The following is a 24,711-nucleotide window of genomic DNA, read 5'->3' as shown; positions in this document are numbered from 1 at the left end:
CGAGCAACAAGCCACCGGCGACCGCGGTGGCCCGCTGCAGGAAGCCGCCGTCCCCGGGCTCTGCCGGGTGCATTGGACGCACCGAACGCCACATTGGGTGCGTTGGACGCAACCAACGCCACATTGGGGCGCTTCGGACCAGCGCGGACGCGACGAAGGCCGCCACCAGGCATCCCGGCGGCGACCTTCGAGAAGCGAGCGCTCAGCTCTCGTCGGTCTTCTTCGGCTCCTCGGCTGAGGTCGCCGCGTCCGAAGCGGGCTTCTCCGCGGCCGGAGCTTCGGCCGCCACCTTGGCGTGCTCGGGCTCCTCGGCGGACTCCGCAGGCGAATCCGAAGGCGAGTCCGGAGCCGCGTCCGAAGGCGAGTTCGGCGCGGCCTCCGGAGAAGGCGTGACCGCGTCCTTGCCGACCAGCAGCTCGGGCGCCTCCCGCGGCCCCCGCCGGGCGGCGAGCACGAAGTACGCCACCGCCCCGAGGAACAGCAGGATCGACGTCCACACGTTCACCCGCAGCCCGAGGATGTGGTTCGCGGTGTCGGTCCGCATCATCTCGATCCAGCCGCGGCCCACCGTGTACCCGGCGACGTACAGCGCGAACGCCCGGCCGTGCCCGAGCTTGAACTGCCGGTCCGCCCACACCACCAGCAGCGCGACCAGCAGGTTCCAGAGCAGCTCGTAGAGGAACGTCGGGTGGACCGGGCTCTCCGGGAGCGGGATGTGCCCCGTCGCGACGCCGTTCAGCAGGTTGTTGGGGTCGTCCGGGTTGAAGCGCTGGTAGACCTCCAGGCCCCACGGCAGGTCCGTGTGCGCGCCGTAGAGCTCCTGGTTGAAGTAGTTGCCGATGCGGCCGATGGCCTGCGCGACGACGATGCCCGGGGCGATCGCGTCCGCCATCGCCGGCAGCGGGATGCCCTTGCGGCGGCAGGCGATGAGCGCACCCACCGCGCCGAGGGCGATCGCGCCCCAGATGCCGAGGCCGCCGTCCCAGATCGCGAACGCGTTCCACGGGTTGCGGCCCTCGGTGAAGTACAGCTCGGGGTCGGTGATCACGTGGTACAACCGGCCGCCGACCAGGCCGAACGGCACGGCGAACACGGCGATGTCGACCACCGTGCCCTTGGTGCCGCCGCGGGCGATCCAGCGCCGCTCGCCCCACCAGATCGCCACGATGATGCCGGCGATGATGCAGAGGGCGTACGCGCGGATCGGGATCGGCCCGAGGTGCCACACCCCGCGGTCGGGGCTGGGGATCGTCGCGAGGTAGGCGCTCATCACGCGGCCACCGTAGCGCTAGCCCGCCGGTACCTCCAAGGCGGCCAGATAACCCGCCACCAGCGCGTGCGCGACCTGGGTGACGGCCTCGTCGCGCGGGAGGAACCGCTCGTCGTGCAGGCTCGGCACGCCCGCGGTGTCGCCGAGGCCGACGAACATCATCAGCCCGCGGGTGGGTCCCCCGCAGTAATGGGCGAAGTCGTCGGCGCCGAACGACCGGAACTTGTCGTCCACGACGAAGCCCGCGTGACGCAGCCACTTCTGCGCGCCCGACGCCAGCGCGGCGTCGTTGTCCAGCACCGGCTCACAGGGGCTGATTTCCAGCTCGGCCGTGCAGCCGTGCGCCCGCGCGGTGCCGTGCACGATGTCGGCGAGCGTCTCCAGGGCGCGCTCGCGGTCCTTCGCGCGCATCAGGCGCAGCGAGCCGAACGCGCTCGCGCTGTTCGGAACGACGTTGGCCGCCGCGCCGCCCTGGATGCGGCCGATCGAGCAGACCGCGCCGAACACCGGGTCGATCCGCCGGGACGCGAGCTGCTGCAGGCTCACGACCAGCTGCGACAGCGCCAGGATCGGGTCGCGCAGCAGGTGCGGGTAGCCGGCGTGGCCGCCCTGGCCGTGCATGGTCACCTCGAACTCGTCGGTGGAGGCGTTCACCGGGCCCGGCACCGCCGAGACGACGCCGTGGGCGATCCGTGGCTGGACGTGCGCGCCGATGACGGTGTCCACCCCGCATTCGGCCAGGATCCCGGACTCGACGACGTCGAGCGCGCCGGGCGGGGACGTCTCCTCCCGCGGCTGCAGCAGCGCCAGGATCGGCCGTGGCACGCCGACGCGCTTCGCGGCCCGGCACACCGCGACCAGCGCGGCGAGGTGGACGTCGTGGCCGCACGCGTGCATCAGGTCGTTGCCCGACGCCCACGGCACCCCGGTGCCCTCCAGCACCGGGAGGGCGTCGAGCTCGGCCCGCAGCGCGACGGCCGGGCCGTCGGACGTGCCGGGCAGCCGGATCGCGCGGCCGGTCTTCGCGACGCGGACGCCGTCGCCCGCCCCGAGCGCGGCGGTCACCAGGCGGGCGGTGTCCTCCTCTTCGCCGGAACCGCGGGGGTCGGCGTGCACCGTGTGCCGGAGCTCGACGGCGGCGGGCAGTTCGTCGGTGATCGCCCGCGTCCACCGGGTCCACAGTTCACTCACACGTGCTCCAAGCGGTAGATCCTCTTCGCGTTCTCGTGCCCCACCAAAGCACACAGCCGGACGGCGTCCTTTTCGGACATCGCGCCGGCGGCCAGCGCGGCGCGCAGGAAGTCCGACAGGCCCTGCCGGAACAGGGCCGTGCCCAGGTGGTACAGCTCGGCCAGGCCGAAGGCGTCGGTCGAGAAGAGCACCTTCCCGAACGGCGCGATCTCCAGGAGCTCGGCCAGGACGGCCGGCGCCCGGAAGCCCGCGTTGTGCGTGATGAGCCCGGCGTCGACGAACACGTGCTCGAAGACCTGCGCCAGATACGCGGCATGGCGGTGGAAGGGGTAGTTGTGCAGCAGCAGGATCGGCACGCCGCTGCCGCGCGTCGCCCGCAGCAGCCCGGTGAGCAGCAGCGGGTCGCAGCGGTGCAGGTCCACGTCGGAGTCGCCGTAGCCGACGTGGAACTGCACCGGCAGACCCAGGTCGAGGCCGGTGAACACGAGGTGCCGGTGCAGCACCTCGTCGGCCAGCCGGGTGCCGCCGCCGGCGAGCCACCGCCCGGCCGCGGCCTCGACTTCCGGCGGCGACGGCCGCTCCCCCGCCAGTTCCAGGCCGACGCGGTAGGCCGCGATCGACTTGAGCCCGACGGCGGTCTCGGCCCGTTTCCCCAGCTCGTCGGCGAACGCGGCGGCGAACCCGGCCGCGGTCGTCCCCTGGATCACCGCTTCGGCGACCTGCTCCAGCCGGACGACGTCGTGCGCGCGGGTGCCCGCCAGTTCGGCGAACTCGGCGGTCGTGGTCAGCGAGTCCGGCAGGAACCCGCCGTCCAGGAGGAAATCGGTCGTCCCGGTGGCGCGCAGGAACCGCCGGGCCACCTCCGCCGCGCCCAGTTCGGCGCGGCGTTCGAGGTAGGCGTCGGCCGGGGCGTGCTTCGGCAGGTCGAGCACGGGTGCGCAGCGTTCGCGCACGGCCAGCCCGATGAGCGAGTCGAACAGGCTCGTGCCCAGCGGCGACGGCGCGTCGGCCTCGGTCAGCATCGCCTCGAAGTCCGGGCGGGTGACGTCGCGGGTGACGACGCCGTGGCAGTGGTGGTCCACCAGCGGCAGCTCCGAGACGAACGGAAGCAGTCCGGTCATGCGCCTCCGTCCACACTCGTCAGCCTCTCCCCCACCCTACGAGCGTAGGCGGGCGCGGCCAGCACCAAGATCACCGCGAGCAGCAGCATGCCCCCGGCCACCACGGGGAACCACCGCGCCGGGCCCTCGGTCGGATACGGCACGACGTTGACGTACACGGTGTACCCGAGCACGGCGAGCGCGCCGATCGGGAACACGACGTGCCACAGCGGAACGCGCATCCGGCGCTTCACGAACAGCAGCAGGATCGCGCCGATCGTCGTGAGCAGGTAGATCACGAGCAGGACGAGCGTCCCGATCGAGCCGGACCAGGCGAAGGTGTCCGACGCGGTCGCGCCGAAGAACACCGCGCACACCACGATGATCAGCGCCGCGGCGGCGGTCACGGCCGTGACCGCGGTGACCGGCGTCCCGCGGGTGGACGTCCGGCCGACGCCACGGCCGCCGACGGCGTCGCGCCCGAGGGCGAACAGCAGCCGCGAACCGCCGACGACGCACGCGAGGCAGCAGCCGAACGCGCTGATCGCGGCGCCGGCGCTGATGACGTCGCCGACCCACGCGCCGGCGTACCGGCTGCCGAGGTCGCCGAGCAGCGACGGCGAGTCGTGGAAGGCGGCCGCGTCGCCGCCGAACGCCATCATCTCGACCGCCGTCACGACCACGAAGTAGAGGCCGCCGAAGATCGCCGTGCCGAGGATCGCCCGCGGGATGTTGCGTTTCGGGTCGTGGGTTTCCTCGCCGAGTGTCGCCGCGGCTTCGAACCCGGCGAAGGACAGGAACCCGAAGACCGCGCCGAGGAACACTCCGGACAGCCCGGTTTCCGGGACGAAGACGTCCATCGTGAACCGCGCGCCGCCGGGTGCGCCGCCGGCCAGCAGGCGCACCAGGATCACCACCGTGACCAGCAGGATCACCGCGATGGTCGCGCCTTCGACGGCGAGCAGCGTGCTCGTGCCGCGGCGCGCGGGCACCACGGACAGCAGCCACGCGCCGATCAGCGCGACGGCGGTGAGCACGAACGGACCCCACGACGGCGGGTCCGGCCAGATGCCCACCTGCGCGAGGAAAGCGGTGCCGAGCGTGCCTGCGGCCGAGCTCGTGACGACCGCGTAGAACGTGTACGTGCCGAGGAGACCGATGCCGGAGACGACCCCCGCGCGCGGGCCGAGCGTCGCGCCGACGAAGGCGTACACCGAGCCGGCGTGCTGGTAGTACTGGCAGAGCTTGACGAAGCCGTACGCGACGAGCAGCACCCCGACCGCCGAAAGCAGGAAGGCGAGCGGGACGGCGCGGCCGGCGGCGGCCGCGGTCTGCTGCGGGTTGATGTTGGCGGCCATGCTCGGGGCCATCAACGCGACGGACAGGCCGACGGCCTGCCAGACGGAGAGGGAGCGGCGCAGACCTGGACGGGTTTCGACGGTGTCTGTCACGATCTTCACCTCTTTCTCAGGCGAGAAGAACCAGTGAACAGTGATGGGAGCGGGATGAGCCAGCTCGATCGGGCAGAGCTTGCGCAACAAGGTGCTCTCCGCGCGGACGGCCTGCGTGCCGCCGGCGTCGAGCTCGTCGCGCTGACCTTCGTGGACAACAGCGGCATCGCGCGGGTGAAGGCCGTGCCGGTGGACCGGCTGTGGTCGGCGGCGGCCTGGGGTGTCGGCGCGTCGAACTCGTTCGACTTCTTCCTGGCCACCGACGACATCGCGAGCGGCACACATTCCCTCGGCCCGGTCGGCGACCTGCGGCTGCACCCGGACCTCGACGCGCTCGTGCCACTGGCCGCGCAGCCCGGCTGGGCGTGGGCACCGGTGTGGCGGTACGACCAGGACGGCGAGCCGCACCCGCAGGACGCGCGGGCGCTGGCCGCGAGCGCGACGGCCCGGCTCGCGGCGCGGGGCTACAACGTCCGGACGGCGTTCGAGATCGAGTGGGTGATCACGGCGGCGGACGCGCCCGACGACCCGCGTTCGGCGACGGCGGGCCCGGCCTACGGCTACGCACGCCTTTCCTCGCAGGCGGGCTACCTGCGTGCCCTGGTGTCCACGCTGGCCGCGCAGGGTGTCGCGGTGGAGCAGATCCACCCCGAATACGCGGCCGGGCAGTTCGAGCTGTCCGTGGCGGCGGGCGATCCCGTGCGCGCGGCCGACGTCGCGGTGCTGACGCGCGAGACGATCCGGACGGTCAGCGAGCGGCACGGGCTGCGCGCGTCGTTCACGCCGAAGTTCGCGCCGGGCGGCGTCGGCAACGGCGGTCACGTCCACCTGAGCCTCTGGGACGGCGACCGCAACCTGTGCGCCGGCGGCGACCGGCGATTCGGCCTCACGGAGACGGCGGAGGCGTTCGGCGCCGGGATCTTCTCCCGGCTGCCGGCCCTGCTGGCGATCGGCGCGCCTTCGGTGGTCAGCTACCTGCGGCTCGAACCGCACCACTGGGCCGGGGGGTTCCACTCGTGGGGGCTGGAAAACCGCGAGGCCCCGCTGCGGCTGGTGCAGGGCCCGGCCGGGCAGCGCGACCGGGCGGCGAACTTCGAGGTCAAGTGCTTCGACCTGACGGCGAACCCGTACCTGGTGGTGGCGGCGCTGCTGTTCGCGGGCCTGGCCGGCCTGGATTCCGGGGCGAGCCTGCCGGAACCGGTGGACGTCGACCCGGGCACGCTCCCCTCGGCGTCACGGCTGCCGACTTCGCTGGCCGAAGCGGTGACGGCGTTCGAAGCGGACTCCGCGCTGACTTCGGCGTTCGGGCCGGAGCTGGCGACGACGTTGATGGACGTCCGCCGCGGCGAGATCGACCGGCTCGGTGCCCTCTCGCCCGAAGAGCTGTGCGCCGTGATGCGCTATCTCCATTGATGATCTTTGCGTGACACCATTCGCCACGAATGTCGTATTTCTCCCCGGAAATCATTCTGTGATCCGCCCGTTATCCGTGCTAGCGTCCCGCAGCGGGTGAGGTGAGGAGGCCGAAAGAAGGCACAGTCCATGCCAGAAGCTCGTCCCCGCCACCGGCAACGGCCTTGGAAGCTCAAGGTGACCGTCGCGGCGGCCGCGGCGTCGCTGGGCGCGGTCGGAATCGCGGTGGCCGCACCGCGGACCCCGCCACCGCCGCCCGCGACCCCCAATTCCTCCTGCACCCTCAAAGTGCCCGAAGATCCGCTTTCCGCGCGTGGCCTGGCCACGCCGTACCAGCTTGCCGCGACCGATCCGCGGCAAGGCGCGTGCCACGAATCGGTGGACGCGCAGGGGGCTTTCGCCGAAGCGACGATCCTCGACCCCGCCACCGGGAAGCTGTCGGTCTACCACCCGCTCGTCGTCGACGCGGGCCGCGCGCCCGCCGCGCCGCCGGTCGTCCCGGCGTTGCCGCGGAACGCCGTCGTCGGCCTCTGGTTCGGCTTCAACGGCGACACGCTGACCCTCGGCGGCAGCCCGGCCGCGCTGAAGGCGGGCCGGTGCGTCAACGGGCTCGGCCGCTCGCTGTTCGGCCAGGTCGCCTTCTGCGGCGCGCAGGCGTTCTTCGACGCGGCGAACACCGCCGGGCGAGCCGGCAAGCTGCGGATTCCGCCGCTGGGCCGGGCGAAGGACGGCCGGCCGTGCCCGTCGGTGCGTGACTTCTCGCTGGTGGACCAGGACCAGAGCGACAACGTGACGACGACGTATCTGGCGACGCGCGACGGCCGGACCGCCCAGGCCACGACGGCGAACGCCCGCGCGCTCGGCAAGCCGGCCACGCTCGCCAACGGCAGCGACAACCGGCTGCTCGACGCCTTCGTGGACCCGGCGCTGGGCTGCACGCCGTTCACGGCCCCGGACCTGACCGACCCCGGCCGCCCCACGACGTCGCTCGCCCTCAACGAGCTGCAGGCCGCGGCCGGGCAGCGGAACCCGGTCGCGCTGGTGCCACCGGGCGACCCGATGACGCTGGTCGACGGCAAACCCAGCCCGGCCAAGACGAACCTCTACCGCGCGGGCGTCGGCCAGCCCCCGCTGGACCGGCGTTCGGCGAGCACCCGGGCCTACTGCCGCACCCTGCGGTCGGCGGGCCTCGACCGGCTGACGGCCGACCGCCGCCTGCTGCGGCCGGCGCCGTCCCCCGACGACGGCGTCAGCCTGCTGAAGTTCCTGACCGACCGGCTCCAGGGGTCGTTGCGGCAGCTGGGCTGCACGCGCCCGGCGGCATCGCGCCACCCGGACGCGGCGGCCGAGCCGGACCCGGCCGACCAGGCCGCGGCGGCCGACGCCGTCCGGACGCTGGACACGATCAAGAACGGGTGAAGCCGCCGGCCGCGCCGGGAACGTCTCGACGCGGCCGGCGGAGCCTCAGGCGGCCATCGCCCTGGCGACCTCGGTGCGCAGCTGCGGGAGCTTGGCGTAGAGGCGGTCACCGGGGCATTCGGTGTTGTAGTAGTCGCGGTGGCCCTTGATCTCGGAGACGGGGATGCCGTACTGCTTGCAGATGTAGGCGCAGAGGAGGACGAGCGAAGCCCACTGCGTCTGCGGCGGCTCGACGCTGGTGTAGAGGCCTTCGTTCTCGATGCCGATGGCGTTGGTGTTCTGGCCGGGGCAGTGCGCGCCCTGGATCATGGTGGTGCGGCCGCGAACGGTGCTGAGGCTGCCGTGCCGGCCTTCCATGCGGTAGCCGCCGCGGCTGACGGTGAAGTGCTGGCCGGTGTCGGACCAGCCGTTGTTGTCGATGTGGTCGTGCTGGGTGTCGCGGGCGATCTGGAACGCCTGGGCCAGCGAGTAGTCGGTGGTGTTGGCGCTCGCGATGTGGTGGATGAGGATCCGGTTGGCGGGGTGGTCCAGCGTGGTGAGCGCATCGGCGGGCGGCCGCGCACCCCACTCGTCACAGCTGTAGATCCGCGGCTCGGTGGCGGCGTGCGCCGCCCCGGGCAGCAGGATCCCGGCAGCACCCGCGACGGCGAGACCGGCGGCGCCGCGGAGGAAGGTCCGGCGCTGGAGGCGTCCAAGATCGAAGTCCATGCCGCGGACTGTGCCGGGGGCGCGTACAGGTTTCGTACAAACGCCTTCAGAGCCGGAGCGTGGCCTCGAACGGGCGGGGCAGCCGGAGTTCGCCGTTCTCGCTCTTGGCGATCGGGACGTACTCCTCGCCCTGGAGCTCGAACAGGGTCGCCACAGCGGGTTCGAGGGGTTCCACCAGGAGGTAGAACCGGATCAGCGCCTCGGCGTAGATCGCCCGCTTGAGGATGCGGTCCTGCACCTTGGTCGAGGGCGAAACGATCTCGGCGGCCAGAAGGACTTCGTTCGCCGTGTAAGCGGCGGTGTCGACGGCCGGGCGGGTCACGATCACCAGGTCGGGGGTGAACAGCCGCCGCTCACCGAAACGTACGTTCACGCCCGGCAGCAGCTCAATGCCGTCCGGCAGCGCGGGCACCAAGGCGAACTGCAGCTTCCCCAAACGTCGCTGATGCTCCAAGCAAGGCCAAGGGCTCACGAGGAGTACCCCGTCAAGGAGTTCGACCCGCTGGAGCAAGGTTTGCTCCTCGGGCAGGACGAGAACTTCGTCGACCGTCCAGCCGTCCGGTCGCGGCGGGATGGAGAACTCCTCGTGGTGGATCATCACACGAGGAGTATGCAGACCGCCACCGACAGTTCTGATCGGGCGATGGGTGTCACGCAGGCGTGACAGCCCGGCGCACGCCCTCAGCCAGCTCGGCCGACAGCCGACGCACCCCGTCAGTCCCCTCGGCAGCCGCCGTGACCAGGGCCGAGCCCACGATCACCGCGTCCGCGAACGAGGCCACCTCGGCCGCCTGGTCGCCCGACCGCACGCCCAGGCCCACACCGATCGGCAACGACGTGTGGGCTCGCGTGCGGCGGACCAGCTCCTCCGCGCCCGCGCCGACCTTGTCGCGCGCGCCCGTCACGCCCATCACCGCGGTCGCGTAGATGAAGCCCGACGACGCCTCCGCCGTCAACGCGAGCCGTTCCTCCGACGACGACGGTGCCACCAGGAAGATCCGGTCCAAGCCGTGCTCCTCCGAAGCGGACATCCACGCGCCGGCTTCGTCCGGGATCAGGTCCGGCGTGATCAAACCGAGCCCGCCCGCCGAGGCGAGGTCGCGGGCGAAGCGGTCCACGCCGTAGCGGTTCACCGGGTTCCAGTACGTCATCACGACCGCACGGCCACCGCGCGAAGACACCGACTCGACCACCTCGAACAGGTGCTTCAGCCGGAACCCGTTGTCCAGCGCGGTCACCGAGGCGGCCTGGATCGTCGGGCCGTCCATCACCGGGTCCGAATACGGGACGCCGACCTCGATCAGGTCCGCGCCGCCGTCGACGCAGGCCGCGATCAGGTCCTTCGAGCCGTCGACCGTCGGGAAGCCCGCCGGGAGGTAGCCGATCAGCGCGCCGCGGCCCTCCGCGCGGGTCGTCGCGAAGAGGTCGTCCAGCCCGCTCATTCGTTCACCAGTCCGAACCACTTGGCCGCCGTGTCCATGTCCTTGTCGCCGCGGCCCGAGAGGTTGACCACGATCAACCCGTCCGGGCCCAGCTCGCGGCCCAGCTCCAGCGCGCCGGCCAGCGCGTGCGCCGACTCGATCGCCGGGATGATGCCCTCGGTGCGGGACAGCAGCTTGAACGCGTCCATCGCCTGGGCGTCGGTGACCGGGCGGTACTCGGCGCGGCCGGTGTCCTTCAGCCACGCGTGCTCCGGGCCGACGCCCGGGTAGTCCAGGCCGGCCGAGATCGAGTGCGACTCGACCGTCTGGCCGTCCTCGTCCTGCAGCAGGTACGTCATCGCGCCGTGCAGGTTGCCCGGCGTGCCCTTGGTCAGGGTGGCACCGTGGCGGTTGCCCTCGATGCCCTCGCCGCCCGGCTCCAGGCCGACCAGCCGCACCGACGGGTCGTCGTAGAAGCCCGAAAAGATGCCGATCGCGTTCGACCCCCCGCCGACGCACGCCGCGACGACGTCGGGCAGGCGGCCGGCCTGCTCCAGGATCTGCTCGCGGGCCTCGGAGCCGATGACGTGGTGGAAGTTGCGCACCATGGTCGGGAACGGCGCCGGTCCGGCCGCCGTGCCGAACAGGTAGTGGGTCGTGTCGGCGTTGGTGACCCAGTCGCGCAGCGCCTCGTTGATCGCGTCCTTCAGCGTCCGCGAACCGGTCTTGACCGGGATCACCTCGGCGCCGAGGAGCCGCATGCGGGCCACGTTCAGCGCCTGGCGCTCGGTGTCGACCTCGCCCATGTAGACGACGCAGTCGAGGTCGAGCAGCGCGCACGCGGTCGCCGTCGCGACGCCGTGCTGGCCCGCGCCGGTCTCGGCGATGACGCGCTTCTTGCCCATCCGCTTGGTGAGCAGCGCCTGGCCCAGCACGTTGTTGATCTTGTGGGAGCCGGTGTGGTTCAGGTCCTCGCGCTTGAGGAACACCCGCGCGCCGCCGGCGTGCTCGCCGAAGCGCTTGGCCTCGGTGAGCAGCGACGGACGGCCCGCGTACTCGCGCAGCAGGCGGTTGAACTCGTTCAGGAAGTCGGGGTCGTGGCGGGCCTTGTCGTACTCGGTGGCGACCTCGTCGACGACGCCGATCAGCGCCTCCGGCATGAACCGCCCGCCGTACGGGCCGTAGTAGCCCCGCTCGTCGGGGTCGTGCGTGCCGAACGCCGCCTGAGGCTTTTCGCCAACACCGTGCTCAGTTGTCACCGTGACGGCCTCGGGCAGGCGGGGTGGGAACCGGCGGTGACGAGCTTGACCAGGGCGCCCTTCGGGTCGCCGGAGGCGACCAGCCCCTCGCCGACCAGCACCGCGTCGGCGCCGTGGCCGGCGTAGGACATCAGGTCGCCCGGCCCGCGGACGCCGGACTCGGCGACCTTGTAGACGTCCATCGGCAGGCCGGGGGCCAGCCGCGAGAAGACGTCGCGGTCCACCTCGAGGGTGTGCAGGTTGCGCGCGTTGACGCCGATGACCTTGGCGCCCGCCTCGAGGGCGCGGTCGGCCTCCTCGGCGTTGTGGATCTCCACCAGCGCGGTCATGCCGAGCGATTCGACGCGGTCGAGCAGCGCGACGAGCGCGTTCTGCTCCAGCGCGGCGACGATCAGCAGCACCATGTCGGCGCCGTGCAGGCGGGCCTCGTGCACCTGGTAGGGGCTGACGATGAAGTCCTTGCGCAGGATCGGGGTGTCCACGGCCGCGCGCACGGCGTCGAGGTCGGCCAGCGAACCGCCGAAGCGGCGCTGCTCGGTCAGCACGCTGATCACGCGCGCGCCGCCGTCCTCGTAGTCCTTCGCCAGGGCGGCCGGGTCGGGAATGTCGGCCAGGTCACCCTTGGAGGGGCTGCGCCGCTTCACCTCGGCGATCACGCCGATGCCGGACTCGCGCAGCGCGGACATCACGTCGCGCGGCGCCGGGGCGGCGGCCGCGCGGATCTTCAGCTCGTCGAACGGCAGCGCGGATTCCCGCACGGCGAGGTCTTCCCGCACGCCGGCGACGATGTCTTCGAGCACGCTCACCGGGCGCCCCCGCCCGGGCACGTGCTCACGGATTCACTCGCAAGGTCGCTCACAAAAACCTTCCCCTTCCCGCCGAAACGATGCTAACCCCCGCATCGGAGACGCCCGGTTCCGGGTGTGCGCGTTACTCCGAATGCCTGTCCCGGGGATCCGTGGGGTCTTCCCCTTCGGACAGGGCCTGCCACAGCTCGGCGTCCGGATCGCGCGCCTTCTTCCGCGTGGCCGGGGCCGCGTACTTCGCCCCCAGCCGCGCGGTCCGGCCGGCGGTCTTGACCGCTGCCAACCCGCCGGCGGCGACGAGAATTCCCCCGAGCACGGCCAGGCCGCGCCCGAGCAGCATTTCGGTCACCGGCAGCCCGTCGGCGTAGCCGCCGAAGCGGACGCCGTCGATCCCGGTCCAGACGGCGGCGAGCCCGGCCAGCGCCAGCACGACGCCGAGCACGCGCCGCGCCCAGCCCCCGGTGGCCACCAGCCCGGCCACGCCGGCCAGGGCGAGCAGCGCCAGCGGCACGAGCGCCGTCGCCCGCTGCTCGCCGCTTTCGCGGTGGAGCACCGTGCCCCGCACGCCGCCGTCGCGGAACTCGGCGAACCACGTCAGCCGTGACGCTCCCCACAGGGCCACCGCGCCCAGCAGCAGGGCGACCACGATCATCCACAGTGGACGGCGGGCCGGCGTGTCAGACATGGGCGCTGTCCGCGGCCGGGTCGAGGACGCCCGCCGCCACCATCGTCTGCGCGGCGGCCACGGCCGAGAGGACGGTCCTGGCCTTGTTCAGCGATTCGGTGTCCTCGTAGTCCGGCACCGAGTCGGCGACCACCCCGCCGCCGGCCTGGACGTGCGCGGTGCCGTCCTTGACCAGGGCCGTGCGGATCGCGATCGCCGTGTCGGCGTCGCCGGCGAAGTCGAGGTAGCCGACGACGCCGCCGTACAGCGCGCGGCGGACCGGCTCGAGCTCTTCGATCAGCTCCATCGCGCGGACCTTCGGCGCGCCGGACAGCGTCCCGGCCGGGAAGCACGCGGTGACCGCGTCGAACGCCGTCTTGCCGTCGGCCAGCTCGCCGGTGACGGTCGACACGATGTGCATGACGTGGCTGTAGCGCTCGATCTGGAAGAAGTCGACGACGCGCACGGTGCCCGGCTTGCAGACCTTGCCGAGGTCGTTGCGGCCGAGGTCGACGAGCATGAGGTGCTCGGCGCGCTCCTTCTCGTCGGCGAGGAGGTCCTTGGCCAGCTGGGCGTCCTCTTCGGGGTCGGCGCCGCGCCAGCGGGTGCCCGCGATCGGGTGCGTGGTCGCGCGGCCGTCCCGCACGGTGACCAGGGACTCGGGGCTGGAGCCGACGATGTCGAAGCCGTCGAGCCGCAGCAGGTACATGTACGGGCTCGGGTTGGACGTCCGGAGCACGCGGTAGATGTCGAGCGCGTCGGCGGCCGTGGCGATCTCGAACCGTTGCGACGGCACGATCTGGAACGCTTCGCCGGCCTTGATCGCCTCGACGGCCTTCTCGACCGCGGCGTGGAAGTCTTCCTTCGACCGCTTCCGGACGAACTCGGGCGCGGGCCGTTCGAACGCGGCGACGGTGGCGGGCGCGGGCACCTGCAGCTGCTCGGTCATGGCGCTCAGCCGGGCGACGGCGTCGTCGTAGGCCGCGTCGACGCGCTCGGGCGAGTCGTCCCAGTTGACGGCGTTCGCGATGAGCGTGACCGTGCCCTCGTGGTGGTCGAACGCCGCCAGGTCGGTGGCCAGGAGCATGGTCAGCTCGGGGATGTCGAGGTCGCGCTCGGCCAGCTCGGGCAGCTTTTCCAGCCACCGCACGGCGTCGTAGCCGATGTAGCCGACCATGCCGCCGGTCAGCGGCGGCAATCCGGGCAGCGGCTCGGTGTGCAACGCTTCGATCGTTTCGCGCAGCACTTCCAGCGGGTTGCCTTCGGTGGGCAGGCCGACCGGCGGGGTGCCGGTCCAGACCGCTTCGCCGTCGCGGACGGTGAGCGCGGCCGGGCTGCGGACGCCGATGAACGACCAGCGGGTCCAGGACGCGCCGTTTTCCGCGGACTCGAACAGGAACGTGCCGGGCCGGTCGGCGGCGAGCTTGCGGTAGACCCCGATCGGCGTCTCGCCGTCGGCGAGGACCCGGCGCACGACCGGGATGACGCGGCGGCTCTCGGCGAGGGCGCGGAAGTCCTCGCGGGACGGGCTGACCGAGCCGGGGCCGGACGGACCGGCGGTTGCGCTGACCATGCGGCTCATTGTGCCGCCCCGGCCGATCACGGCCACGGCGGGCCCGAATTCAATGAATGTTGAATTCAGGGTGCGCGTCAGTCATGATGGAGCCGTGAGCACCACGGACAACACCGAGACTACTGCCCGCCGCCGGGGGCGGCGGCCCGCCGGGCAGGACACGCGCACCGCGCTGGTCGAGGCCGCGCGGGCCGTGTTCGCCGAAAACGGCTACGACGGTGCGACCGTGCGGGCCATCGCCACCCGCGCCGGCGTCGACGCGGCGATGGTCAACCACTGGTTCGGCGGCAAGGAGGGCCTGTTCGCGAAGGCCGTGCTCCAGCTGCCGTTCGAGCCGGCGGAGCTGCTGTCGGCCCTGCGCGACGGCCCCGACGACGAGCTGGGCGAGCGGATCGTCCGCACGTTTCTCACCCGCTGGGACGGCGCCGGCGGCGACGTCTTCCAGGCCCTCATCCGCAGCATCACCGGCCACGAGCAGGCCGGTCAGGTGCTGCGCGACTTCTTCCAGAAGTTCTTCACGGGGCTGATCACCTCGGTCGGCTCCGACCGGATCCCGCTGCGCATGACGCTCTGCGCGTCCCAGCTGGTGGGCATGGGCATGATCCGCTACGTCGCCAAGTTCCAGCCGATGACCGCGGCTGAGGTCGAGACGCTGGTGGCGGCGGTGGCGCCGACCGTGCAGCGCTACATCAACGGCGAAATCGGCTGACTCCGCTCCCGCCGGGCCCTCCTCGCGGTCGCCGGGATCGCGTACGGCCCGGGCCGGTGCGGACCGTTCGGGAAGAGGACGACCATGCCGGACCCCCAGCCGCCGATCCAGGCGGGCCGGTCGGTGTGGATCGCCATCGGCTTGGCGCGGTGCAGTGAACGCGCGGCGCGCAGCACGATCCCGGTGCCGTCGCGGTAGCGGACGTGGATGTCCGGCAGGTGCCGGTTCCGGCCGCGGGTGCGGTCGGGCACGACGTCGACCGTGGCGACGCGCCACCCGGTGGCCGCGACCGCGCGGGCCCGCCGCCACCAGCCCAGCGCGGCCACGACGGCGAACGGCGCTCCGCCGAACCCCGCCACGAGCAGGACCACGGTGGTGTTGAAGAGGAACTGGTCGTCGTTCGGCTCCAGGGTGGTCCGCACGCGCTCCGGATCGGCGGGGTCGACCACCACGGTGACCGCGTCGCCGGTGGCGTACCGCCGCGGGGAGGTCCGGACGATCCACACGGTCCGCGCGCCGAAGCCGACCTCCAGCCGCGACGTGCCGCGGGACCGTTCGTGCACGGACAGCACCACGCCGTCGAACCGGTCCCCGGTCGCGAGGAGGTCCGCGGCGGCCCGCTCGAGCCCGACCTGGCCGGTGATCCCGGCGCCGGCCAGCGCGACCCAGATCAGGACGAGTGCCGAGGCGCGGCGCGCGAGCCGGCGCAACCCGGCGGTCTCCGCGGCGAAGTCGATCCGGCGGTCGCGGTCGGCGGCGTCGGCCGGCGGCAGCCAGGCGGCGAAGTCCTGTTCCGTCACCACGGTACGGATCCGGCGGGCGAGGAAGCCCAGCTCGCAGGCACCGAAGACCGCGAGGCCGGCCGAGACCGCCCAGATGGCGAAAAGGCCGGAAAGAACGCCGTCCCCGGAGAGGGGATCGTGGGCGTACAGATAAACGGGTACCGACACCGAGAAAAAGCCGCAGACGATCGCGGCGGCCGCCGTGACGGTCTGCCAGGCGGCCCGCCGCCGAAGGAGAACGGGGAGGGACCCATCGCGTGCCACCAACCGAGGTTATCCGCGCTGAGCTGCGGAAATGGTGCGAGAAACGGCACAGGTCACGAAGGCAACCGGACGGCCTCGCCGAGCGTGCAAGTGAGCAGGCCGACGAGCACTCGGATGATTCTGGCGCTTTCGCCGGCACATTCGCCATTTCGGGAAATCGACGAGATTCGTCTTGTCCCGCGGTCAGGGTTCCGGCACCCACCGGTAGGTCTCGGCGCGCGCCCCGAACATCACCGGCTTCTCGCGCAGAGGCGGCTTCGGCGGAATGAACACCGTCATCGCGGCCGGCCCGGCCCCGGCGACGAGGGCAGGTAGCCCGGGCAGCTCTCCGAGCGCTCGCACGGCGCTCCCGGCCTCCCACGGCCGGAGATCGATGCGGCTGCCGTCGGAGAACCGCACGGCGACCGTGCCCGGCAGGCGCGTCCCTCCTGTCGTGGCGATCGTCACCGTCGCCGTGCGCCAGCCGGTCCGGCGGGCGGCGCCCGCCTGCCTGGCGCGGGCGAAAGTCCAGTAACCGGGGACACCGGCCAGGACGAGGACCGCGAGCGTGGGCAGCACGAGCCCGGCGAACAGCAGGCCCGCGGCGACCAGCACCCCGAGGACGGTGGAGCCCACGAGCCACCGGAGGCTCGCGTCCAGCATGGCCGTGCCGCGGGCCGCCCATTCGTGCGGCGAGTCCGGCTCGCGCGGCTCCCTCGGCGGCAACCAGTCCCCCATCCCCCGAGGGTAACGGCCTACCGCGCCACCGTCCGGGGTCCGCGGGGCCGGACCGGCACCGCGTGCGTGCGCCCGTCCCGGCTGAGCAGAACCACCATGTCCAGGCCCGCGCCGCCGACCCGGACCGGCACGCCGGCGAACTCGCCCCGCAGCCGGACCGTGCGCCACGACAGGACGCCCCGCAACCCGAGCCGGCTGCCGTCGGCGAAGTGCACGGTCAGCTCCGGCAGCCGCCGCGGTCCCCGGTCGCCGTCCGCCGTGCCCGGGTGCCAGCCCGTCTCCGTCACCGCGCGGTAGCGCCGCTGCCAGCCACGGGCCGCGACGGCGGAGCCCCGGCCCCCACGGCCGACACCAGCAGCAGGACGAGACCGAGGAAGTAGCCGAACTCGTCGTGGTTGGCTTCCTCGGCGGTCCGGACCCGGTCGGAGTCGCGGTTGATCCCGGCAGTCCGGTCGGTGCCGTCGACGGCGAAGCGCACCACCAGCGACACGCCGCCCTTGGCGTGCCGCCGGACGCTCACCACGACTCCCGGCACGCGCTTTCCGTGTGCCAGGAGCTCGTCCGCCGCGGTGTTCTCCGCCTGGAACAGCGCCACCGCGAGTGGCACCAGCACCGCCCACGCCACGCAGAGCGCCCACGTGCGGCGGCCGGCCGTGCGCAGGAACGCCGTGTCACCCGGAACGTCCGGTGTGGACGGCAGCCACAACGGCGTGTTCGCCTTCAGCCTGCCGATCGCGGCGCTCGCGACGCGGACGCGAGCCAGCCCGCCCGGCGGCGCCTCAACCGCAGCAGCCGCCAGTACTCGCGGAGATCGCCTGCCCCCAGGTCCATCGGCCGATCCCAGTGGCGGGTGCCCGCGCGGTCAGCGCGCCAGCAGCAGCGCGACGAGCGCCAGCGCCCCGGGGACCACCTGGACGAACAGGATCCGCTTGCTGGCCGTCGCGGCGCCGTACAGGCCCGCGATGATCACGCAGACCAGGCCGTAGAGCTGAAGCTGGAACTCGCCCGCGATCAGGCCCCACGCCAAGGCGAGCGCGAGGAAGCCGTTGTACAGCCCCTGGTTCGCGGCGAGCGTCTTGGTCTCCTCCGCGAACTCCTTCGTCGTGCCGAAGCCGGCGCGGGCGCGGGGGCTCGTCCAGAGGAACATCTCCAGGACGAGGATGTAGAGGTGGATCAGGGCGACGAGCCCGACCAGGATGTCGGCGACGATGGTCACGCGTGCTCTTTCTCATCCGCCAGGAGGAGACGTTCCTCGGTGTCGAAACAGGTGTGCGTGCCGGTGTGACAAGCCGGGCCGGTCTGGTCGACGCGCAGCAGGACTGTATCCCCGTCGCAGTCGATCCGCACTTCGCGGACGTGCTGGTAGTGGCCGGACGTCTCGCCCTTGACCCACAGCTTGCCGCGGCTGCGCGACCAGTACGTGCCGCGGCGGGTGGCGAGGGTCGCGGCGAGCGCGTCGTCGTTCATCCAGGCCATCATCAGCACGTCCGAAGTGGCGTGCTCGACGACGACGGCGGCGATCAGGCCGTCGGCGTTGCGCTTGAGGCGCGCCGAGACGGCCGGGTCGAGGCTCATGCTTGCGCTCCCAGGATGTGCCGCTTGAGCGGCATCGAGTTCAACAGGACGAACGCGTAGCCGTAGCCCGCGAACGAGAGGCCGGAGAACAGCTTGACCCACCACAGCTCGGCGCCGAGCAGCAGGAACGCGTGCAGCAGCGCGAACACGACGGCGACGACCAGGCCGCCGATGCGGGCGCTGCCGAGCTTCAGCACGAGCCCGGTCGTGACGACGCCGCCGAGGATCAGCGCGAGCGCCGGCATCCGGTAGATGGCCAGGCCCGAGCCGGCGCTCAGCACCGGGATCAGGTCGAGCAGCGCCCACGCGACGGGCAGCCCGACCAGCAGGCCCGCGACGACCTTCACCTCGACGGGTGCTTGCCAGGACTTCATCGGACCTCGACCCCGCCGTCGCGCAGCGCGGACTTGACGTCGCCGATCTTCAGCTGTCCGAAGTGGAACACGCTGGCCGCGAGCACCGCGTCCGCGCCGGTCCGGACCGCGGGCAGGAAGTGCTCGACCGCGCCCGCTCCCCCGCTGGCGATCACCGGGACCCGCACGGCCTTGCGCACCAGCCCGATGAGCTCCAGGTCGAAGCCGTTCTTCGTGCCGTCGGCGTCCATGGAGTTCAGCAGGATCTCGCCGACGCCCAGCTCCTCGCCGCGCGCGGCCCATTCGACGGCGTCGATGCCGGTGCCGCGGCGGCCGCCGTGGGTGGTGACCTCGAACCCGGACGCCGTCGGCTCGCCGCCCTCGGGCACGCGGCGCGCGTCGACCGACAGCACGATGCATTGGGCGCCGAATCTTCTCGACGCTTCGCTGAGGAATTCGGGCCGCGCGATGGCGGCGGTGTTGATGCTCACCTTGTCCGCGCCGGTGCGCAGGAGCCGGTTGACGTCGTCGTTGCTGCGGACGCCGCCGCCGACGGTGAGCGGGATGAAGACCTGCTCGGCGGTGCGGCGGACGACGTCGTAGGTGGTTTCGCGGTCGCCGGAGGACGCCGTGACGTCGAGGAACGTCAGCTCGTCGGCCCCCTCGGCGTCGTACCGCCGGGCCAGCTCGACGGGGTCGCCGGCGTCGCGGAGGCCGGCGAAGTTGACACCCTTCACGACCCGGCCCGCGTCGACGTCGAGACAGGGGATCACCCGCACCGCGACAGACATGGTCACCAGCGTAGTCAAGGGGGTTCTAAGCTCGGGCAATGGCACGGGCGGGACGGCGGCCGGGGCAGACCGAGACGCGCGAGAAGATCCTCGACGCGGCGCGGCACCGCTTCGCCGAGCTGGGCTACGACGGCGCGACGGTCCGCGGCATCGCCGCCGACGCGGGGGTCAACGCGGCCCTGCTCCACCACTTCTTCGGCACCAAGCAGGAGCTGTTCGCGGCGGCGATGAACCTCCCGGTGAACCCGGCGTCCCTGGTGACGTCGATCCTCGCGGGCCCGCGAGGATCGCTGGGCGAACGCCTGGTCCGGGCGTTCCTGTCGGTCTGGGCGGAGCCGGCGGGACGCACGCCGTTCATCGCGATGCTGCGCGCGGCGGCGACGAACGAGCAGGTCGCGCTGATGATGCGCCAGTTCATCGAGCGCACGGTGCTGGCCGAGGTCGCCCGTTCACTCGACGTGCCCAAGGTCCGGGTGACGGGGATCGCGGCGCAGATGATCGGGGTGGCGCTGCTGCGGTACGTGATCAAGCTGCCACCGCTGGCGCAGGCCTCCGACGAGGAGATCGTGGAGATGCTCGCCCCGGTGGCGCAGTACTACCTCGCGCCGCCTGGCTGAGCAGCCCCCGGTTTCCACGCTACGGGAGGGCACCGACAGTTCCGGCCGCTTCCAGTTTGGTGAGCCCCGGCTTGTCCACAGGGCCGACCGAGCGCCCCAATGTGGCATTGGGTGCGCTCAACGCACCCAATGTGGCGTTCGGTGCGTTGGACGCACCCAACGCCACATTGGGGCGCTTGAGACTCGGCCCGCTGGAACTGTCGGTCCCTCCCGGTAGCGTGGAAACCGGGGGCTGCTCATCACGGCGCGTTCACGCCCCGGCCATCCGATTCGTCTACTTTCCGGCCGTGCGCAGACTCCTCCCGGTGGCCGTGGCCGCCCTCTCCGTGCTGACTGCCGTCCCCGCTTCCGCCGCGCCCCGCGATCCGTCGCCGGTGGCGCAGACTCAGGCGTTCGTCGACGACCCGAACGCCTCACCCGCCAACGCCGACGCCGACGATCCGGCCATCTGGGTCGACCGGCGCGATCCCGGGCGTAGCGTCGTCATCGGCACGCTCAAGGAAGGCGGGCTCGCCGCGTTCGACCTGGACGGGCACACCTTGCAGCTGGTCCCCGCCGGGCCGAAGGGCCGGTTCAACAACGTCGACGTCGTCGGCGACCTGGCCGTCGTCAGCGACCGCGGGCGCGACCGGGTCCGGGTCTACCGGATCGACCCCGGGGGCGCCCGCGTCCTGACCGACGTCACCGACCCGGCCGCGGCGCCGGTGTTCTCCGCGTCGGAGTCCGAAGTGGACACCCAGCGGACGGCCTACGGCCTGGCGGCGGGCCGCGACCCGCGTACCGGCGTCCGCTGGGTGGCGGTGACCCGGCGCCACGAGACGCGGGTCGCGCTGCTGCGGCTGGTGGACGAGCCGGGCGGGACCGTCGGCACCGAAAAGATCGCCACCGTGGACCTGCCGTCGGCCTTCCGGCTGCCGAACGGCACGACCTGGTCGCCGTGCGAAAAGCCCGGCGAAGGACCGCAGCTGGAAGGCTCGGTCCTCGACGGCCGGGTGCTCTACACCGCCCAGGAGGACGTCGGGATCTGGCGGATCCCGCTCACGCCGGCCGGCTTCGGGCGGCCCGAGCTGATCGACCGCGTGCGCTCCTACGGCGTCCCGCAACGCTGGGATCCCGCGACCGAAGAGTGCGTGGCCGACGGCGCCGACCCCGGTTTCGGCGGCCGGTGGCTCACCGCGGACGCCGAGGGCCTGGCGCTGGCGGACGGCACGCTGTTCGCGTCCAGCCAGGGTGACTCGCGCTTCGTCGTGTACGGCCGCCACCCGCGTGACCTGCGGATCGTCGCCGGCCGCGGCACGGACTCGGTCGAGCACTCCGACGGCTCGGCGATCACCACCGCCTCCCTCGGCCGCCGCTTCCCGCACGGCCTGCTGGTCGTCCACGACGGCGAACGCCGCCCGTCCGCCGGCGGCCTCCCGACCACGGGCTTCGCGTTCGTCCGGCTCGAGGACGTCATCCCCCGATAAAAAAGTTCGAACCCGCGTGCAGCGACCCGGCCCCCTCGCGCGTCCATGGGGTGGGTGAACGAAGGGACGTGCGTGGGTTTCGAAGATTTCGTGGCGGAGCGGCTGGACGGGCTGCTCCGCTACGCCACCGTCCTGACGAACGACCCGCACCTGGCGCAGGACATCGTCCAGGACGTGCTCCTGCGCGCCCAGCAGCGCTGGGACGCCATCGACGCCCCGCCGACCTACGTGCGGCGGATGGTCACCAACGAGTACCTGTCGTGGCGGCGGCGGGCCGTGCGGCGCATGGTGCCGAGCAGCCACGACGTCCTCGACGCGCTGAGCCCGCCGTCGGCCGACCCGGCCACCGCCTACGACGAGCGGGACGCCATGCTCGGCCTCCTGGCCACGCTGCCCCGCAAGCAGCGCGCGGCGATCGTGCTGCGCTACTACGAGAACTACTCCGACCCCGAGATCGCCGCGGTCCTGCGCTGCGGCGTGTCCACCGTCCGCAGCCAGATCTCCCGCGCCCTGGCCACCCTGCGCCAGGCCCCGCACCCCACGGTCCTGACCACCGGAGCCCCCGAATGAGCCGCCCCGAGCACGAGACCGAGACGCTGATCCGGGAGAGCCTGGACCGCCTCGCCGCCCGCGCGCCGGACGGTCACGCGGTGCGCGACGCGCTCGCCCGCGCCGGGCGGAAGCGGCGGCCGGCGACCCGGCTGGCCCTGGTCGCCGCGGCGGTGGTCGCGCTGGTCGCCGGTGTCGTCACCGGCACGCAGCTGCTCACCACGGCCGACCTGGTGCCCGCCGCGAGCCGCCCGGTGCTCGGCTACAGCCCCGGCTGGCTGCCCGACGGCTTCACCGAGCAGTACCGCGAGGGCGGCCCCGGCACCGCGCCGCAGATCCGGCGGTGGTTCGCCGGGCCGGCGGAGATCACACTGTCGGCGTACTCGCCGGTCGACCCGGAGTGGTCGCAGACCGCGCTGAGAATCGCGTCGCTCGGCGACCAGGTCCTGGTGCGCGGCCGGGTCGCGATGGTCACCGGCGACACCGGGTCGGCCGCGCTCGTGACCTGGCTCGCCGACGAACAGCACGTGCTGACCGCCCGTGTCTCCGGTGTCCCGGAGGCCCGCGCGGTGGCGCTGCGCGTCGCCGAGTCCGTCACCGCCGACCCGGTCGGCGTCCGCGGCGAGCTCCGGTTCGGCCGGCTCCCGGCCGGGATCGCCGAGCGTTCGGCCGCGGTCCGGGGCACCGGCCCGGACGACGCTTCGACCGAGCTGACGGCCGCGGCCCCGGGCGGGCCGCCGATCCGGGCCGCCGCCGGCGCGGGCTCCCCCGGCGTGAACGGCGCCACGCCGGTCACGGTGCGAGGCAGCCAGGGGTTCTTCTTGGCCCCGGCGGACGGCAAGGACGCGACGGTCGCGGTCCGGCTGCCGTCGGGGCGCTGGCTGACGGTGTCGGGCGCGCAGCCGGAGGCCGTGCTCGCCGCCGTCGCGGACGGCGTGCAGCTCGACCCCTCGCCGGACTACCGCTGGCTCGGCCGGACTACCAGTTGACCATCGGGAACCAGATGATCCCGAGCCTGCCGAGCACGCGGACGTCCCAGTAGAGCAGCGTGAACGTGCCGCCGACGAGCAGCGCCGCGCCCGTCACGGTCGCGATCCGGGCCGGCTTCGCGGCCAGCCAGCGCTGCACGCGCCCGCCCGTGGCGTGGGTCAGGAGCAGGAACAGCACCGCCATGACGACGATGTTGCCGACCGACTGGAGCGCGAACGCGGCGGCGCCGTAGAGGACGTTGTGCTGTTCCGCGGCGCTGCGGAACATGATCCGGAAGAGCGGGTACGGCCGTCCGATGAGGAACCCGCCGATGAGCGCGCCCATCAGGACCAGCGGCGCGGCCGGGTGGCGGCGCAGGAACGCGGGGGTGCGGAGAATGCCGAGGGCGGCCATGCCCAGCAGCAGGAACACCAGGCCGACGACACCGAAGGCGATCATCGACTGGACGCTGCGCGGCGACAGCCCGGTGGCCTGCGCGGTGGAGAACTGCGGCATCCGCGTGCCGACGAGCGCGACGATCACGCCGTAGACCACCGACACGGTGAGCATGCCGGCGGCGATCCAGCCGAGCGGCTTGAGCGTGGTGGCGAACCGCCGTTTTTCGCCCGCCTGCCCGCCGACCAGCGGCGCGACCGCCCCGAAGGCGGCGATGTTGCAGGCGGTGAACGACCCCGCGAGCCCGGAGACGAACGCGAACAGCGTCCCGGCGAGAACGCCGCTGATCGGGGTGGCTTTCGCGTCGTGGCCGAGGAGCCCGTTCGCGACGCTGTCACCGATCACGGAGTCGACGAAGGGCGCCGACCAGATCGCGGTCAGCACGAAGCCGGCGAGCACCGCGACGACGGCGACCGCGCCGCGGCGCGCGGGATAGGGCCCGGCGCCGAAGAAGCTCGCTTGCGGGTGAACCGGCAGTTCCTGTGCGACGGCCATCGAGATCCCTCCGGTGTGCGGACCCAGCCAAGGCATCGTCGCAAACCGGCGGGGTGGCGCGCTTCCGCCGGCTTGCCCCATCGCGTTGTGCCGTGTGGCCGCTTTCGCGCCGAAGACGGGCCTGCCCTTTGCTTGGCGGCACGAAGACGGCCCGCACCGGCTTCGAAGTGACCTGGTTCCCGGCCCGCGCCGACGGTTGGCTTATCGAAGGCACCCCGACCGCGGTGGAGGACGGGGTCGCACCACCCGACTTCAAGTCCACAGTGGACTCCGCGACCGGCTCGTGTCACCAGACCGACCGGAAGGAGCGGATCGCGGCGGACGAGCGAGGCCTGCCGGGCAGTCGGCCGCCCGCGCCACACCTGGACGGCCACCTCGAGCTTGGGTCGCCCCCGATGACGAGCACGTTCCCTGTGCACGGCCTCGCCGGGTGACGCCGAGGCACCTGCATCCGGGCAACCGATCGAAACGCCGCCCCATCCTCTCCCGGGGGCCGGCAAAGTCGATTTCAGGCGCCTCCCCCGTCGTGAACGGCAACGCTGAGGCATGACTGGCGCTCCACCCAGACCTCCCCGCCGCCCCGATACGAAGCCAGAACACGGCCGGCAGTGCCGGGTCAAGGCACGCTTTCCCGCCTTGACCCGGCACTACCGGAGATCGGAAGAGCAAACGTAAGAAAAACAGTAACGCGAC

At 72.5% G+C, this 24,711-nt stretch carries 27 protein-coding genes; 7 read left to right on the top strand and 20 right to left on the bottom strand.

Annotated features, from left to right (window positions below):
• Window positions 1–202 precede the first annotated feature (202 nt).
• The 4 genes from lgt to AB0G28_RS45835 are packed head-to-tail and all read right to left on the bottom strand — an operon-like array spanning window position 203 to window position 5,012.
• Window positions 203–1,270: a prolipoprotein diacylglyceryl transferase gene (gene lgt / locus AB0G28_RS45850; protein ID WP_361104711.1), complete on the bottom strand. Its 1,068-nt coding sequence runs from the start codon at window positions 1,268–1,270 to the stop codon at window positions 203–205.
• An 18-nt stretch (window positions 1,271–1,288) separates the two neighbouring features.
• Window positions 1,289–2,461 (bottom strand): amidohydrolase, encoded by a 1,173-nt coding sequence (locus tag AB0G28_RS45845; protein ID WP_361104708.1) that lies wholly within the window; start codon window positions 2,459–2,461, stop codon window positions 1,289–1,291.
• A complete protein-coding gene (locus AB0G28_RS45840) occupies window positions 2,458–3,582 on the bottom strand; it encodes an amidohydrolase family protein (RefSeq protein ID WP_361104706.1) in 1,125 nt (374 codons plus the stop codon). The genes AB0G28_RS45845 and AB0G28_RS45840 overlap by 4 nt, the downstream gene beginning before the upstream one ends.
• Window positions 3,579–5,012 carry an APC family permease gene (locus tag AB0G28_RS45835; protein ID WP_361104703.1) on the bottom strand — a complete coding sequence of 478 codons (1,434 nt, stop codon included), beginning with the start codon at window positions 5,010–5,012 and terminating at the stop codon, window positions 3,579–3,581. Before AB0G28_RS45835 ends, AB0G28_RS45840 begins: the two co-directional genes overlap by 4 nt.
• 54 nt (window positions 5,013–5,066) lie before the next feature.
• Here AB0G28_RS45835 and AB0G28_RS45830 point away from each other — a divergent pair, with 54 nt between their 5' ends.
• Entirely contained in the window at window positions 5,067–6,425 is a 1,359-nt protein-coding gene (locus AB0G28_RS45830; protein ID WP_361104700.1) for a glutamine synthetase family protein, read from the top strand.
• Between the two features lie 177 nt (window positions 6,426–6,602).
• Window positions 6,603–7,844, top strand: a complete 1,242-nt coding sequence (locus AB0G28_RS45825; protein WP_361104697.1) for a hypothetical protein — start codon at window positions 6,603–6,605, stop codon at window positions 7,842–7,844.
• 45 nt (window positions 7,845–7,889) lie between these two features.
• Here the strand turns inward: AB0G28_RS45825 and AB0G28_RS45820 are convergent, their stop codons facing one another.
• The 7 genes from AB0G28_RS45820 to AB0G28_RS45790 all read right to left on the bottom strand — a co-directional run bounded on the left by AB0G28_RS45820 (window position 7,890) and on the right by AB0G28_RS45790 (window position 14,275).
• Entirely contained in the window at window positions 7,890–8,552 is a 663-nt protein-coding gene (locus AB0G28_RS45820) for a peptidoglycan recognition family protein (protein WP_361104694.1), read from the bottom strand.
• A gap of 46 nt (window positions 8,553–8,598) precedes the next feature.
• Window positions 8,599–9,150, bottom strand: coding sequence for a Uma2 family endonuclease (locus AB0G28_RS45815; protein WP_361104690.1), 552 nt, complete (start codon window positions 9,148–9,150; stop codon window positions 8,599–8,601).
• A gap of 52 nt (window positions 9,151–9,202) precedes the next feature.
• A complete protein-coding gene (gene trpA / locus AB0G28_RS45810) occupies window positions 9,203–9,994 on the bottom strand; it encodes a tryptophan synthase subunit alpha (RefSeq protein ID WP_361104687.1) in 792 nt (263 codons plus the stop codon).
• Window positions 9,991–11,232 carry a tryptophan synthase subunit beta gene (gene trpB / locus AB0G28_RS45805; protein WP_361104684.1) on the bottom strand — a complete coding sequence of 414 codons (1,242 nt, stop codon included), beginning with the start codon at window positions 11,230–11,232 and terminating at the stop codon, window positions 9,991–9,993. The genes trpA and trpB overlap by 4 nt, the downstream gene beginning before the upstream one ends.
• Window positions 11,229–12,038, bottom strand: coding sequence for an indole-3-glycerol phosphate synthase TrpC (gene trpC / locus AB0G28_RS45800; protein WP_361104681.1), 810 nt, complete (start codon window positions 12,036–12,038; stop codon window positions 11,229–11,231). The genes trpB and trpC overlap by 4 nt, the downstream gene beginning before the upstream one ends.
• Window positions 12,039–12,162: 124 nt before the next feature.
• A complete protein-coding gene (locus AB0G28_RS45795) occupies window positions 12,163–12,690 on the bottom strand; it encodes a Trp biosynthesis-associated membrane protein (RefSeq protein ID WP_361104717.1) in 528 nt (175 codons plus the stop codon).
• Between the two features lie 25 nt (window positions 12,691–12,715).
• Entirely contained in the window at window positions 12,716–14,275 is a 1,560-nt protein-coding gene (locus AB0G28_RS45790; RefSeq protein WP_361104678.1) for an anthranilate synthase component I, read from the bottom strand.
• Between the two features lie 94 nt (window positions 14,276–14,369).
• Here AB0G28_RS45790 and AB0G28_RS45785 point away from each other — a divergent pair, with 94 nt between their 5' ends.
• Window positions 14,370–14,984, top strand: coding sequence for a TetR family transcriptional regulator (locus tag AB0G28_RS45785; RefSeq protein WP_361104676.1), 615 nt, complete (start codon window positions 14,370–14,372; stop codon window positions 14,982–14,984).
• Here AB0G28_RS45785 and AB0G28_RS45780 read toward each other — a convergent pair.
• The 8 genes from AB0G28_RS45780 to hisF all read right to left on the bottom strand — a co-directional run bounded on the left by AB0G28_RS45780 (window position 14,960) and on the right by hisF (window position 19,466).
• The gene (locus tag AB0G28_RS45780) at window positions 14,960–16,030 is read right to left on the bottom strand and encodes a DUF3592 domain-containing protein (RefSeq protein WP_361104673.1); all 1,071 of its coding nucleotides are present in this window, start codon (window positions 16,028–16,030) and stop codon (window positions 14,960–14,962) included. The two genes, AB0G28_RS45785 and AB0G28_RS45780, sit on opposite strands and share 25 nt — an antisense overlap.
• Before the next feature lie 183 nt (window positions 16,031–16,213).
• Window positions 16,214–16,747, bottom strand: a complete 534-nt coding sequence (locus AB0G28_RS45775) for a hypothetical protein (protein ID WP_361104670.1) — start codon at window positions 16,745–16,747, stop codon at window positions 16,214–16,216.
• 17 nt (window positions 16,748–16,764) lie between these two features.
• Window positions 16,765–17,034: a hypothetical protein gene (locus tag AB0G28_RS45770; protein ID WP_361104667.1), complete on the bottom strand. Its 270-nt coding sequence runs from the start codon at window positions 17,032–17,034 to the stop codon at window positions 16,765–16,767.
• Window positions 17,031–17,453 carry a hypothetical protein gene (locus AB0G28_RS45765; protein WP_361104664.1) on the bottom strand — a complete coding sequence of 141 codons (423 nt, stop codon included), beginning with the start codon at window positions 17,451–17,453 and terminating at the stop codon, window positions 17,031–17,033. The genes AB0G28_RS45770 and AB0G28_RS45765 overlap by 4 nt, the downstream gene beginning before the upstream one ends.
• Before the next feature lie 156 nt (window positions 17,454–17,609).
• On the bottom strand, window positions 17,610–17,963 hold the full coding sequence (locus AB0G28_RS45760; protein ID WP_361104661.1) for a DUF1304 domain-containing protein: 354 nt from the start codon (window positions 17,961–17,963) through the stop codon (window positions 17,610–17,612).
• Window positions 17,960–18,322, bottom strand: coding sequence for a phosphoribosyl-AMP cyclohydrolase (gene hisI, locus AB0G28_RS45755; protein ID WP_093952468.1), 363 nt, complete (start codon window positions 18,320–18,322; stop codon window positions 17,960–17,962). Before hisI ends, AB0G28_RS45760 begins: the two co-directional genes overlap by 4 nt.
• Window positions 18,319–18,696 carry a hypothetical protein gene (locus tag AB0G28_RS45750; RefSeq protein ID WP_361104657.1) on the bottom strand — a complete coding sequence of 126 codons (378 nt, stop codon included), beginning with the start codon at window positions 18,694–18,696 and terminating at the stop codon, window positions 18,319–18,321. Before AB0G28_RS45750 ends, hisI begins: the two co-directional genes overlap by 4 nt.
• On the bottom strand, window positions 18,693–19,466 hold the full coding sequence (gene hisF, locus AB0G28_RS45745) for an imidazole glycerol phosphate synthase subunit HisF (RefSeq protein WP_361104654.1): 774 nt from the start codon (window positions 19,464–19,466) through the stop codon (window positions 18,693–18,695). Before hisF ends, AB0G28_RS45750 begins: the two co-directional genes overlap by 4 nt.
• A 38-nt stretch (window positions 19,467–19,504) precedes the next feature.
• On the opposite strand from hisF, the gene AB0G28_RS45740 reads away from it, so the two are divergent.
• The 4 genes from AB0G28_RS45740 to AB0G28_RS45725 all read left to right on the top strand — a co-directional run bounded on the left by AB0G28_RS45740 (window position 19,505) and on the right by AB0G28_RS45725 (window position 23,087).
• The gene (locus AB0G28_RS45740; protein ID WP_361104651.1) at window positions 19,505–20,083 is read left to right on the top strand and encodes a TetR family transcriptional regulator; all 579 of its coding nucleotides are present in this window, start codon (window positions 19,505–19,507) and stop codon (window positions 20,081–20,083) included.
• A 305-nt stretch (window positions 20,084–20,388) separates the two neighbouring features.
• Complete coding sequence (locus AB0G28_RS45735; protein WP_361104714.1) at window positions 20,389–21,549, top strand: phytase; 1,161 nt, start codon at window positions 20,389–20,391, stop codon at window positions 21,547–21,549.
• A 72-nt stretch (window positions 21,550–21,621) separates the two neighbouring features.
• Window positions 21,622–22,119, top strand: a complete 498-nt coding sequence (locus tag AB0G28_RS45730; RefSeq protein WP_361104649.1) for a SigE family RNA polymerase sigma factor — start codon at window positions 21,622–21,624, stop codon at window positions 22,117–22,119.
• Window positions 22,116–23,087: a hypothetical protein gene (locus AB0G28_RS45725; RefSeq protein ID WP_361104646.1), complete on the top strand. Its 972-nt coding sequence runs from the start codon at window positions 22,116–22,118 to the stop codon at window positions 23,085–23,087. Before AB0G28_RS45730 ends, AB0G28_RS45725 begins: the two co-directional genes overlap by 4 nt.
• Here the strand turns inward: AB0G28_RS45725 and AB0G28_RS45720 are convergent.
• Window positions 23,077–24,018 carry a hypothetical protein gene (locus tag AB0G28_RS45720; protein WP_361104643.1) on the bottom strand — a complete coding sequence of 314 codons (942 nt, stop codon included), beginning with the start codon at window positions 24,016–24,018 and terminating at the stop codon, window positions 23,077–23,079. The genes AB0G28_RS45725 and AB0G28_RS45720 overlap by 11 nt on opposite strands.
• Window positions 24,019–24,711 lie beyond the last annotated feature (693 nt).

This window comes from Amycolatopsis sp. NPDC021455, assembly GCF_040640995.1.
Taxonomy (GTDB): domain Bacteria; phylum Actinomycetota; class Actinomycetes; order Mycobacteriales; family Pseudonocardiaceae; genus Amycolatopsis.
This window is presented reverse-complemented; position numbering and strand designations above follow the sequence as displayed.

Excerpts from the sequence above, each read along its gene's own strand:
- lgt (WP_361104711.1), bottom strand. The coding sequence starts at position 1,270 with ATGAGCGCCTACCTCGCGACGATCCCCAGCCCCGACCGCGGGGTGTGG.
- AB0G28_RS45840 (WP_361104706.1), bottom strand. The coding sequence starts at position 3,582 with ATGACCGGACTGCTTCCGTTCGTCTCGGAGCTGCCGCTGGTGGACCAC.
- AB0G28_RS45830 (WP_361104700.1), top strand. The coding sequence starts at position 5,067 with ATGAGCCAGCTCGATCGGGCAGAGCTTGCGCAACAAGGTGCTCTCCGC.
- AB0G28_RS45820 (WP_361104694.1), bottom strand. The coding sequence starts at position 8,552 with ATGGACTTCGATCTTGGACGCCTCCAGCGCCGGACCTTCCTCCGCGGC.
- AB0G28_RS45815 (WP_361104690.1), bottom strand. The coding sequence starts at position 9,150 with ATGATCCACCACGAGGAGTTCTCCATCCCGCCGCGACCGGACGGCTGG.
- trpA (WP_361104687.1), bottom strand. The coding sequence starts at position 9,994 with ATGAGCGGGCTGGACGACCTCTTCGCGACGACCCGCGCGGAGGGCCGC.
- AB0G28_RS45795 (WP_361104717.1), bottom strand. The coding sequence starts at position 12,690 with ATGATCGTGGTCGCCCTGCTGCTGGGCGCGGTGGCCCTGTGGGGAGCG.
- AB0G28_RS45790 (WP_361104678.1), bottom strand. The coding sequence starts at position 14,275 with ATGGTCAGCGCAACCGCCGGTCCGTCCGGCCCCGGCTCGGTCAGCCCG.
- AB0G28_RS45775 (WP_361104670.1), bottom strand. The coding sequence starts at position 16,747 with ATGGGGGACTGGTTGCCGCCGAGGGAGCCGCGCGAGCCGGACTCGCCG.
- hisI (WP_093952468.1), bottom strand. The coding sequence starts at position 18,322 with ATGAGCCTCGACCCGGCCGTCTCGGCGCGCCTCAAGCGCAACGCCGAC.
- AB0G28_RS45750 (WP_361104657.1), bottom strand. The coding sequence starts at position 18,696 with ATGAAGTCCTGGCAAGCACCCGTCGAGGTGAAGGTCGTCGCGGGCCTG.
- hisF (WP_361104654.1), bottom strand. The coding sequence starts at position 19,466 with ATGTCTGTCGCGGTGCGGGTGATCCCCTGTCTCGACGTCGACGCGGGC.
- AB0G28_RS45740 (WP_361104651.1), top strand. The coding sequence starts at position 19,505 with ATGGCACGGGCGGGACGGCGGCCGGGGCAGACCGAGACGCGCGAGAAG.
- AB0G28_RS45725 (WP_361104646.1), top strand. The coding sequence starts at position 22,116 with ATGAGCCGCCCCGAGCACGAGACCGAGACGCTGATCCGGGAGAGCCTG.
- AB0G28_RS45720 (WP_361104643.1), bottom strand. The coding sequence starts at position 24,018 with ATGGCCGTCGCACAGGAACTGCCGGTTCACCCGCAAGCGAGCTTCTTC.